Source organism: Lacticaseibacillus camelliae DSM 22697 = JCM 13995 (genome assembly GCF_001311195.1).
Classification (GTDB): Bacteria; Bacillota; Bacilli; order Lactobacillales; family Lactobacillaceae; genus Lacticaseibacillus; species Lacticaseibacillus camelliae.
The window spans coordinates 1-10,550 of the sequence record NZ_BBAJ01000079.1 but is presented as its reverse complement, the minus strand read 5'-3'; the positions used below and the strand labels follow the sequence as shown (position 1 = coordinate 10,550).

8 protein-coding genes and 5 pseudogenes are annotated in these 10,550 nt (G+C 58.2%); 10 read left to right on the top strand and 3 right to left on the bottom strand.

What is annotated here, in order from left to right:
- The first annotated feature begins 101 nt into the window (after positions 1-101).
- The 5 genes and pseudogenes from JCM13995_RS11275 to JCM13995_RS17835 all read left to right on the top strand — a co-directional run.
- Positions 102-386 carry a regulatory protein RecX gene (locus JCM13995_RS11275; RefSeq protein ID WP_054665726.1) on the top strand — a complete coding sequence of 95 codons (285 nt, stop codon included), beginning with the start codon at positions 102-104 and terminating at the stop codon, positions 384-386.
- 74 nt (positions 387-460) lie between these two features.
- Positions 461-996 (top strand): annotated as a pseudogene (gene ntdP / locus JCM13995_RS11270) (nucleoside tri-diphosphate phosphatase).
- 276 nt (positions 997-1,272) lie between these two features.
- Positions 1,273-1,788, top strand: coding sequence for a hypothetical protein (locus tag JCM13995_RS11265; RefSeq protein ID WP_054665723.1), 516 nt, complete (start codon positions 1,273-1,275; stop codon positions 1,786-1,788).
- Positions 1,775-2,410, top strand: a complete 636-nt coding sequence (locus tag JCM13995_RS11260) for a sugar O-acetyltransferase (RefSeq protein WP_054665719.1) — start codon at positions 1,775-1,777, stop codon at positions 2,408-2,410. The genes JCM13995_RS11265 and JCM13995_RS11260 overlap by 14 nt, the downstream gene beginning before the upstream one ends.
- 14 nt (positions 2,411-2,424) lie before the next feature.
- Positions 2,425-3,017: pseudogene (locus JCM13995_RS17835) on the top strand (TMEM175 family protein); the annotation flags it as partial.
- 51 nt (positions 3,018-3,068) lie between these two features.
- Here the strand turns inward: JCM13995_RS17835 and JCM13995_RS14025 are convergent.
- On the bottom strand, positions 3,069-3,503 hold the full coding sequence (locus tag JCM13995_RS14025; RefSeq protein WP_056989139.1) for a GNAT family N-acetyltransferase: 435 nt from the start codon (positions 3,501-3,503) through the stop codon (positions 3,069-3,071).
- A 69-nt stretch (positions 3,504-3,572) separates the two neighbouring features.
- Between JCM13995_RS14025 and JCM13995_RS11250 the strand changes: the two are divergent.
- From JCM13995_RS11250 to JCM13995_RS11235, 4 genes and pseudogenes are all read left to right on the top strand, one after another.
- Positions 3,573-4,711 (top strand): annotated as a pseudogene (locus tag JCM13995_RS11250) (AI-2E family transporter).
- Positions 4,712-4,783: 72 nt separating this feature from the next.
- Positions 4,784-6,123: pseudogene (locus JCM13995_RS11245) on the top strand (hemolysin family protein).
- 143 nt (positions 6,124-6,266) lie between these two features.
- Positions 6,267-7,843 (top strand): annotated as a pseudogene (locus JCM13995_RS11240) (peptide chain release factor 3).
- 19 nt (positions 7,844-7,862) lie between these two features.
- A complete protein-coding gene (locus JCM13995_RS11235) occupies positions 7,863-8,687 on the top strand; it encodes an SseB family protein (protein ID WP_054665715.1) in 825 nt (274 codons plus the stop codon).
- 59 nt (positions 8,688-8,746) lie between these two features.
- On the opposite strand, the gene JCM13995_RS11230 is transcribed toward JCM13995_RS11235, so the two are convergent.
- Both JCM13995_RS11230 and JCM13995_RS11225 read right to left on the bottom strand, forming a co-directional pair.
- Positions 8,747-9,790 carry a MucBP domain-containing protein gene (locus tag JCM13995_RS11230; protein ID WP_054665712.1) on the bottom strand — a complete coding sequence of 348 codons (1,044 nt, stop codon included), beginning with the start codon at positions 9,788-9,790 and terminating at the stop codon, positions 8,747-8,749.
- 45 nt (positions 9,791-9,835) lie between these two features.
- On the bottom strand, positions 9,836-10,120 hold the full coding sequence (locus tag JCM13995_RS11225) for a DUF1827 family protein (protein ID WP_054665709.1): 285 nt from the start codon (positions 10,118-10,120) through the stop codon (positions 9,836-9,838).
- A 136-nt stretch (positions 10,121-10,256) separates the two neighbouring features.
- Between JCM13995_RS11225 and JCM13995_RS11220 the strand changes: the two genes are divergently transcribed.
- Positions 10,257-10,550 (top strand): GNAT family N-acetyltransferase (locus tag JCM13995_RS11220; protein WP_156314463.1); only part of this gene is annotated, 294 nt, incomplete at its 3' end.

Genomic DNA, 10,550 nt, shown 5'->3' with positions numbered 1-10,550 from the left:
GGGGTGCACCGACCTTGCGGCGCAGGCGGTTGCCAAGGTCGCGCCTGAGCAGTGGCAGACCGTGGCGGCGCGCGTGGCCAAAAAAGGCGGCCCGGCGCACCTTGCACAAGCCGTTCAAGGACCGGCAGACCAAGATTCGCTTGGCGCTGATGCAGAAGGGGTTTGAAGGCGAGGTGGCGAGCAGTGCGCTTGCGGCCCTAGCGCTTGAGCCCGACCGTGAGCAGGAAGCTGATCTGCTGACGCGTGAGGCGGCAAAGCAGTGGCGCCTGAAGCGCAAGTACGCCGGTTACGACCGGCGCAACCGGGTCAAGCAGGCACTGGTGCGCAAGGGGTTTGACTACGACGCCATCGATGCAGTGCTGGCGACGCTTGAGGAGGAGCAGTAGGGGGCCTAGTGCCAGCTTGGGGTTTCTGGTATACTTAAACCGACAAAAAGATAATGCTGAAAGCTGGACAATCAATGCGAATCCCAAAGGAAGGCGATTATGTCGCCATTCAGAGCTACAAGCACGATGGGAGTTTGCACCGCACATGGCGAGACACCATGGTTCTCAAGACCAGCGAAGACGCAATTATCGGTTGTAACGATCACACTTTGGTGACCGAATCCGATGGCAGACGATGGCTGACCCGCGAGCCGGCGATCGTGTATTTTCATAAACATTATTGGTTCAACGTGATCGCAATGATCAGGGAAGGCGGGGTGTCGTATTATTGCAACCTCGCCAGCCCTTCCGTGTTGGATCAGGAGGCGCTCAAATACATCGACTACGACTTGGACGTAAAGGTCTTCCCAGACGGGAGAAGCGTCTGCTCGACGTGGATGAATACGAGGCGCACAGCCGCAAATGGCAATACCCGCCAACCACTGACCGTATTCTAAAGGCCAATGTGCGCGTGCTTGTCGATTGGATCAACCATGGCAAAGGGCCGTTTTCGGCGGCTTATGTGGATTTGTGGTACAACCGGTACTTGCAACTGTCTCACCGGGTGTAAGCTTCGGCGCGAGTGACCCTCGCGCTGTTTTTGTAAGGTGTGAGGACTGACGGTTTTAGCCCGATGGCTAGGTTGGCCCACCGCGAACCCGCATAAGTGGGAGCGTGGTGGGCCTGGCTAGACACTCGGGCGCTGTCAGTTCGAACCCAATTAAGGTGTCAGGACCAGCGAACTTAGTGCCCTTGCTAGACACTGGCACGTTGCTGATCCGAACCCAGTTAAGGTGTCAGGACTGACGGTTTTACTCAGCCTTTGCACAGCGATGGAGGAAAAAACATGACAGAACTGATTGATCAGCCTGCCGGCCAGTTTGTTGGCCGCGTCTACACGACGGAAAGCAGCGACCAGATGGGCACCTTTTACCCGGCCTGGCAGGACTTTGAGGCGGCCGGCTACTTTGACCAGCTGGACGGTTTGTGCGACCAGCCCAACCGAACGTACTTGGTCGTATTTTCACCGTACGGCAATTTTCAGTACTGGATCGGCAGCCTGACCCCGGTTGGGGTCAAGGCGCCGAAAGGCCTGGAAGTCGTCCCGCTGCCGGCCGGCACGGTCGGCAAGGCGCAAGGCCCAGTCAATGGGATCTTGAACCAACTGCCGGTCCAAACTACCGTCAACAAGGGGTTTGAGATGTTGGAAAAGGCCGGCTTCACGATTCCCGAGCACATTGGGCAAACGGACAATCCGTATTTTCTGGAGTCTTACCCAGTGGTTGACGGCAAGGTGAATCAGGTGCGGTATCTGCTTTACATCAACAAGAATCAAATGGAGGGCTACGATGAGTTTGATTGATCACGACAGAATGCTCAGCGGGCAGTTATACGACGCCAGCGCCAAGGACCTGCATGAGGCGCGCATGCGCAGCCGCCTGCTGACGGAATCGTTCAATCGCATCAGTGTGGCCGATCAGACCGGCCGGCGCACGATCCTCAAGCAGCTGTTTAAGGCCTTTGGCGAAGGCGGCTATATCGAGCCGCGCTTGCAGGTCGACTACGGCAGTCACATCAGCATCGGTAAAGACTTTTACGCCAACTACGATTCCATTCTGCTGGACGTGGCGCCGATTACAATCGGCGACAACGTCATGCTCGGGCCGCGCGTCAGCTTGCTCACGCCGGCGCACCCGTTAGATGCAGACGTGCGCAATTCGGGATTGGAGTATGCCAAGCCGATCACGATTGGGGACAACGTCTGGTTCGGCGGCGGCTGCATCGTGCTGCCAGGGGTGACGATCGGCAGCAACGTGGTCGTCGGCGCTGGCGCGATTGTGACCAAGGATGTGCCTGATGGCGTGGTCGTTGTCGGCAATCCGGCGCGCGTCCTGCGCCCACTGACTGCCGCTGATACTGAGTTGTGGACGGCAAAGCAGCAGGCTTATCTGGCCGATATGAAAGCGCTCGAACAGGCCAACTGATCCGGTCGCTGGAGGTGCACAGATGCCAAAAAAATCGGCTCGAAGCCTTTACGGATGGCGTGATTGCATCATCATCACGGTCATGGTCCTGGAGCTGCACGCGCCAAGCAGTGGCACTTGGGCCGCGTTGTGGGAAATGCGCGGGATCTTTGCGATTTACTTTGTTTCGTTCTTCACGCTGGCAGTGTACTGGAACAATCACCATCACTTGTTCCTGCTGGTCAAGCGGATCAACGGGCGCGTGCTGTGGGCGAACATCCTGTTTCTGTTTGCCGCGTCGTTTTTCCCGTTTGCTACCGACTGGGTCGGCGCGGCTCACGTGTTGGCCCGCGCGCCGGAGATGACCTACGGGATCGTGGTGCTGGCCACGGATGTCACGTACTGGCTGCTGATTCAGACCTTGATTCGGGCTGACCGGCACAATGCGGCGCTGCGCGACCTGCTGGGGCACGGGTATTACAAACCAATCGTAACGATTGGCGGGAATGTCATCGCCATTTTGGCCGCATTCATCTGGCCGACGCTCACCATTATCATTGACGTGTTATTGTTGCTGTTGTGGGTCCGGCCGGAGCGCCGAATCGAGCATCACGTGCACGTCAGCAGTTCGCTGCCCAATCAAAAAAAGCCACCAGTAAACCTGGTGACTTTTTGCGTCTCAGACCAGCTTAAGCCGCATCTCGCGGTGCCGGATCCCGGCGTCCAAAAACTCGGGCCTGTCGGTGAGCTCGTAGCCCAACGCCTTGTAAAAGCCCACGGCCTGGACCTGTGCACCCAGCCGCAGCTCCTGGGCGTTGCGGGCCTCAGCGTACTCGCTGAGTTCCTGAAGCAGCGCTTTGCCCACGCCGTGGTGGCGGTAAGGGGCGAGCACCGCGACCCGCTGCACGTGGTAGCCGTAGTCTTCAGGAAGCAGCCGCGCGGTGGCGACGGCCAGGCCGTTGTCGTAAGCCACGAAGTAGGTGGCCTTGGCCTCGTCGGCGTCAATTTCACGCTCGGGGGACACGTGCTGCTCCTTCACAAACACGGTGGTGCGAATGGCCACGGCGTCCTGGTAGACTGGACTGCTAATGTCGGTGCTGATTTTAAACTCCATTTTTGCTCACAACTTCCTGTTCATAGGGTAATGCGTGTATTATAGACCAAACGAAAGAAGGTGTGAATGATGTTTCAGAAAATCCGTGAGTCGCGGCTGATGTTCTGGTCGCTGGAGGCGCTGATCATCGTTGGGCTGATTATCGGGCTGACGAACCTGAGCTTTTTGTTCAAACCGATTGCGACCTTTTTCTCGACATTATTGATTCCGTTCATTGCCGCCGGGTTTCTCTTTTACCTCTTCAACCGCTGGTCAACTGGCTGGGTAAGCTCAAAATTCCGCGCGGCGTCGCCATTGCGCTGATCTTTGTGGTGGTGCTGGCGCTGCTGGGGTTTCTGGTGGCCACCATCATTCCCAACCTGATCGATCAAGTGACGCAGCTGATCTCCGGATTGCCCGGGTTTGTGCGAGAGCTGCGCCAAGCGTTGACTCAGCTCTCGCATTACCGCTGGTATCAGAAGTTTGAAGTGGGCAAGCTGGTCAGCAAGATGCAGGTCGAGCCGGCCAAAATGCTGCAAAGCGTCGTGGGTAATTTCACCGCCGGCGTGCCTGGGTTGATTGGCTCGGTCGCGTCGGTCGTGATCGGTGCCATCACCATTCCGGTGCTCCTGTTTTACATGCTCAAGGACGGCAACCGGTTCGTCCCCGCGATTCAGCGGCTGCTGCCGGACCGTTACGGAGAGGAGATCCAAACCGTATTCACGCGCATGAACCAGACGCTTTCGCACTACATCGCCGGGCAGGCCATTGAGTGCTTGTTCGTCGGGACCTTCACCTTCATCGGCTATCTGGTCATCGGCATGCCGTACGCCTTTCTGCTCGGGTTCGTCGCCGGCGTTGTGACCATTATTCCGTACCTGGGTCCTTACATCGGGATTGCGCCGGCGCTGCTCATCGCGATGACGATTGGCTGGGGCAAGGTCGCCCTGGTGATCGTGGTGGTGCTGATCGTTCAGCAAACCGATGGGAACCTGATTTACCCGAACGTGATCGGCCGCAGTCTCAACATCCATCCGCTGACCATCATTGTGCTGCTGCTGGTGGCCGGCAACATCTGGGGGATCCTGGGCACAATTTTGGCCGTGCCAGTGTACGCCGTGGCCAAAACGGTGCTGACCTACGCCCTGGAGCTTTATCGCTTCCACCGCACGCAGGCAGCGCAGGAGCCGCTGCTTGCTAAACCGGACCCAAAGCGGCCCAAGCCTTAATTGGTTGCGAGGTGCGCCCCGAACCGGGTAAAATTAGACTTACAAACCAATTGTTGAGAGGATGAACAAATTATGAGTGGTGATTCAGGCGGGGCCTTATGGGGCCAGTTGCTTTTGATCGTGATCCTGACGGCGGTCAATGCGTGCTTTGCGGCCGCCGAAATTGCGGTGGTGTCGCTGAGCCGCAGTAAGATCGAAGGGCAGGCCAAGGCCGGCGACAAAAAGGCCGCCAAGCTGCTTAAGATCATGAACAACTCCACCAACTTCTTGGCCACGATTCAAGTCGGCATCACCTTTGCCGGCTTCTTCGCATCGGCTTCGGCGGCCACCACGCTGGCCGGGCGCGTGGAGCCCTGGTTCGGCAACCTGAGTTTTGCCCATGAGCTGGCGGTACTGCTGGTGACCGTGGTCCTGTCGTACTTCTCGCTGGTGTTCGGCGAGCTGTACCCCAAGCAGGTCGCGCTGCAGATGACCGAAAAGGTGGCCAAGGTCGCGGTCACCCCGATTTCAGTGATTGGTGTCGCCATGCGGCCGTTCGTCTGGTTGCTGTCCGCGTCAACGAATCTTCTGCTGAAAATCACGCCAATTAAGTTTTCCAGCGACCAAAACAAAGTGACGCGCGAGGAAATGACCGCGATGATCGAAAGCGGCAAGCAGTCCGGCGCCATTGATGCCGACGAGTACGGCATGCTAGAAGGCATCATCAGTTTGTCCAATAAGCTGGCGCGTGAGGTGATGGTGCCGCGGATCGACGCCTTCATGGTCGACGCCGATCAGCCGGACCAAACCGCCATCGACGCGATTTTGTCCAACGTGTATTCCCGCATTCCGATTTACCAAAAAGATAAGGACAACGTCATCGGCATTGTCCACATCAAAAACTTGCTGCGCCAGGCCCGCCAAGTCGGTTTCGACAACGTGCGGCTGGAGGACATCATGACGGACCGCTGTTTGTGCCTGAGACCATCAGCATCGACGACCTGCTGACCGAAATGCGGATCCGGCACCAGCAAATGGGCATTCTGCTGGACGAGTATGGCGGCGTGGTCGGGCTGGTGACAATTGAGGACCTGCTGGAGGAAATCGTCGGCGACATCGACGACGAATCCGACCAAACCACCATCAATTACACCAAACTTGACCAGGACGATTACCTTGTCAACGGCCGCATGACGCTGAATGATTTTAATGAGGCCTTCGGTACCGACCTGCACGGCGAGGACGTTGACACCATCGCCGGGTACGTGATCAGCACGCTTGGCGTCATTCCCAGCGCCCACAAACAGGAAACCGTCAGTTTTCCCGGCGGCACGCTGACGACCGGGAAAATCGAAAATTCCCGGCTGGTCAATGTTCACCTCCACTTGCCGGTCCAGGCGGCGGTGAGCGCGGCGCCAGCCGAACCAGAATGATTCATTGAACAACCGCGCGTTCTTCCGTATAATGGTCTGAAGACTAGGTCCCAGTCACTGGGACTTTTTTTTACTGAAAGGAAGGTCATCCCGATGTAGCAAGCGGTCATTGTCTGTCACTACCGCAATTGAAAGGACCACTTATGAAACCACAAGAATTAAAAGCCGCGGTAGACAAGCGCCGCACTTTTGCCATCATCTCTCACCCGATGCCGGGAAAACCACCATCACCGAGCAGCTGCTGCTGTTCGGCGGCGTGATCCGCGAGGCCGGGACGGTGAAGGGCCGAAAATCCAACCACTTCGCCAAGTCGGACTGGATGGCCATTGAAAAGCAGCGCGGGATCTCGGTCACGAGTTCCGTGCTGCAATTCCAGTACGCCGGCAAGCAGATCAACATCTTGGACACCCCGGGGCATGAGGACTTTTCCGAAGACACGTACCGCACGTTGATGGCCGTCGACGCGGCAGTCATGGTCATCGACTCCGCCAAGGGGATCGAGGCCCAGACCAAGAAGCTGTTCAAGGTCGTCAAACAGCGCGGCATTCCGATTTTCACCTTCATGAACAAGCTGGACCGCGACGGCCGCGAGCCGCTGGACCTGATTGCCGAGCTCGAAGACCTGCTGGGCATCGAAGGCTACGCGATGAACTGGCCGATGGGGATGGGCAAGGGCCTGGCCGGGCTGTATGACCGCGTCGACCACCGCATCGAGCTGTACCGTGAGAATGAGGCGGGCGAAAAGTACCTGCCGCTGGACCAGGACGGCAAGCTAAATCCGAGGGAGCCGCTAGCGAACGATTCGGTTTATACGGACACGCTGGACAGCATTGAGCTCCTCAACGACGCCGGCAACCAGTTCGACCTGAAAAAGGTAATGAAGGGCGATCAGACGCCGGTGTTCTTCGGCTCTGCGCTGACCAACTTCGGGGTGGAGACTTTCCTCAAGCACTTTGTTGAGATGGCGCCGGCGCCAGGGCCTCACAAGCTGCGGGACGGCCGTGAGCTCAGCCCGACCGATCCGAATTTTTCCGGCTTCGTCTTCAAGATTCAGGCCAACATGAACCCGAACCACCGCGACCGCATTGCGTTTGTCCGGATCGGTGCCGGTGAGTTTGACCGCGGCATGGACGTTACGCTCGCCCGGACCGGCAAGGTGCTGCGGCTGAACAACTCGACCGAGTTCATGGCCGACACCCGCGAGCAGGTGCAAACCGCCGTGGCCGGCGACATTGTCGGCCTGTACGACACCGGTAATTTCCAGATCGGCGACTCGATATACGCGGGCAAGGACCCAGTCGAGTACGAGAAGCTGCCGCAGTTCACGCCGGAACTATTTATGCGCGTCACCCCGAAGAACGTGATGAAGCAAAAGAGCTTCCACAAGGGGATGCAGCAGCTGGTTCAGGAAGGCGCCGTCCAGCTTTACCGGACCTACACGACCAATGACTACATTCTCGGTGCGGTCGGGCAGTTGCAGTTTGAAGTGTTCAAGTTCCGGATGCAAAATGAGTACAATTCCGAAGTTGTGATGACCCCAATCGGCAGCCGCGTGGCGCGCTGGATCGACCCCGACCAGCTGGACGAAAAAATGTCTTCCAGCCGCAACCTGTTGGTCAAGGATTCGCAGGGCCTGCCGCTGTTCCTGTTTGAGAACCAGTACGCCGAGCGGTGGTTTGCCGATAAGTACCCAGACGTTAAGCTGACAGCCAAGCTGTAAGCGGAAAGGAAGCCAATCAATGGCAGAATCAGTGAATAAACATAACGAGGCCGTGCGCAGCATTACCAACGACGACCTGCTCGCCAAGTGGCGGACATTTTCGATCGAGAACAACGACGACAACATGAGCGACTTTCTCACCGAGCTGGTCGATCACGCGACGCTGCTGATGGTCGTGCTGGCCGATCAGGAAATCAAGACGGATGAAAACGGCCGCGCGCAGGTGGACCAGGATGTGCAGATGCAGTTCCCGCTGATGTCCAGTCAGGACAAGCAGAACATCCAGCCGCTCTTCACAGACTGGCAGGAGGTCAACACCTTATTCAGCAACTGGAGCGAGCATGATCTGCAAAGCAACGTTGATCAGGCGTCGATCCTGCCAATTGCGTTTTCGGATCTGGCGGAGCTGATCGACCAAAACAAAGAGGTCGATGGCATCGCAATCAACCCGTTCTCCGACAACATTTTCTTCTCCCGCGAGACGCTGGCGGACCTGGCTTCCCAGCAAAAGGCGCACCACGCCGCGAACAACGAAGTGAAGGTCGCTGTGGCTGAGCCGACCAACCTGCCGGACGGGTTTGAAACGACTCTGGCTGAGCAGCTGAAGCCGACTGCCGTCAAGCAGGCCTGGCTGCGGGTGTTGAGCTATGATGGCACCGAGCACCTGGTCTTGATCTTGGATGCGGCGGGCATGGCGGATGAGGCTCTGCGGCCGCTGACCCAGCAGCTGGGCGAATCGGGTGACAGCAAGCTGGCCGGTACCGACTTGCAGCTCTCCGTGGTCCCGCTGGATGACGACAGCAAGCCGATGGTCGAGGGTATCACGCCATTTTTCAAGGCTTAAGCGCAACGCAAAAGGCCACGTTCACCATCTTTGGTGAACGTGGCCTTTTCGTGTGGCCTTCAAAGCAGATCGATGAGACTGGCCAGCACGTACGAGTCGTCGCTGAGTTTGTACCAGGTGCTGTCGTCGGTGCCGTATACGATCTTCAAAAGTGCGACCCGGGATCCTGCCGGCAAGGGAGCAAGCCGCTGGCCGTAAGGGCTGCTCCAGCGCGTGAGCGAGCCGGTCGTGTTGACCTGCCCGACCGCCTGAAGTGGTTGGGCGTTGAAGGTGACCAGGTTGGTCGTCAGCTTTAGCTGCGCAGCGCCCGGCAAAAACGGGTTGGTTTGCTGGGGCTTGGTGTTGGCCGTGGTGATCCACTGACTGCCCCCAAGGTCCAGGAAGACCTCTCCGGCCTGGTTCTTGGCCAGGCTGAACACGCGCCAAAACGAGCCGGCTGGCAGGCACGTCGCGTACTGCTGATCTTGCACCGGCGCCGGGTAGGCAGGCTTGGGCGCGGTCAGTTCCACGTACGCGCTTTGCGGATCGGCGTAAGTGAGGGCGGGCCCGAGTTGATAGGTGAAGTGCAGCGTTTGCGCAGTTTGGGTGAAACGGCCGTGTTGCGGCGTACTCGGCTCGGCGTGGGCTTTTAGCGAGGGCAGAGGCGTCGCCGTGAACGCCGCATTCAGCCGGCCGACCAGAATCGTCGGCGCCGCCAGCAGCCGCCCGGTTTCATCGCGGTGGTAAACCGTGACCGGGGCGGCGATGTGCGGCTCGTACAGCAAGTACACAACGGCTGAACTGGCGGGAAAGCGGGTCAAGTAGTTGGTGACCGCAAACAGGTCACACCCTTCAATTTGCGGAATCGCAATGGTCAGCCGCGCGCCGATTGGGCCGCGCACCACGCTCGGCTTGCGCAACTCGGTGTTGCTGCCGCGCAGGCGGTAGTAAATGGTGACCGTGGTGAAGCGACTGGTCGCGCCGGTCGCCGGCGGCAGCGCAGAGGTTGCCGCTGAGTTTGGCCCGGTTTGCTTGCGGCTTGGCTGTTGGTGCGCCTTGGCCGCACTGGTTCTTGGGCGCGGCCGGCGTTTAAACCAGTTTGAAATTGTTTGGAACAGGCCCATGGTTTCCTCCATGCAAAAAAAGCCGGCAACTGCCGGCTTTTGCTGCTAAAACTCCTCCGTTGCCAGCGATACTTCGGCAAGCTTATCGCCGTGAATGACGTTGACATCCGCAAAGGCGACGTGGGCCAACTTATCCAGCGCAAACGCGATCTCCGCGTCCTGAATGTTGCGCTTATCATTGGTGAATAGTAACTCATCGTGTGAGGCGGCGCGCGTGTAGATCACCGTGGTGCTGCCGAGTGAATAAACTTTGATGTAATTCGTGTCGGTATGGGCGAGCTGTTGCGCCACCAGGTGCGGGTAGCTATTGGTGATATCGATCAACCGCATAATTAATGCCCCCAGTCTCAAGTGTCCTGCTTTCATTATAAGTGAACAGGCCGGAAAAACCAAAAGTTTCTGACCGCTTTGTGAATTTCGCGTCGCCCGCTCAAATTTGCTAAACTGGGGGCAGGAGGCGACAGCCATGACGTTGCAGTGTGAACCGGTTCGACCGGCGAGTCGGTATTATTTTCCCGTTCTCAAGTTGTACCAGCGCGCGTTCCCCAAAGCGGAAAAAGTGCCGCTGCCTTGGCTGCTGGTGCGCAGTGCGAAGTCAGGCATCGATTTTTGGGCCTGGCACGACGGGCCGCAGTTCGTTGGGCTCACGTATTCGGTGACCACCCGGGATTTGACCTACTTGATTTTTCTGGCGACTGCAGAGTCCGTGCGCGGGCAGGGGCTGGGCTCGGCCATCCTGGACCGTTTGGCAGCCCGGTTC

Coding starts and splice junctions, on each gene's coding strand:
- JCM13995_RS11235 (WP_054665715.1), top strand. CDS start 7,863: ATGGCAGAATCAGTGAATAAACATAACGAGGCCGTGCGCAGCATTACC.
- JCM13995_RS11260 (WP_054665719.1), top strand. CDS start 1,775: ATGAGTTTGATTGATCACGACAGAATGCTCAGCGGGCAGTTATACGAC.
- JCM13995_RS14025 (WP_056989139.1), bottom strand. CDS start 3,503: ATGGAGTTTAAAATCAGCACCGACATTAGCAGTCCAGTCTACCAGGAC.
- JCM13995_RS11225 (WP_054665709.1), bottom strand. CDS start 10,120: ATGCGGTTGATCGATATCACCAATAGCTACCCGCACCTGGTGGCGCAA.
- JCM13995_RS11230 (WP_054665712.1), bottom strand. CDS start 9,790: ATGGGCCTGTTCCAAACAATTTCAAACTGGTTTAAACGCCGGCCGCGC.
- JCM13995_RS11265 (WP_054665723.1), top strand. CDS start 1,273: ATGACAGAACTGATTGATCAGCCTGCCGGCCAGTTTGTTGGCCGCGTC.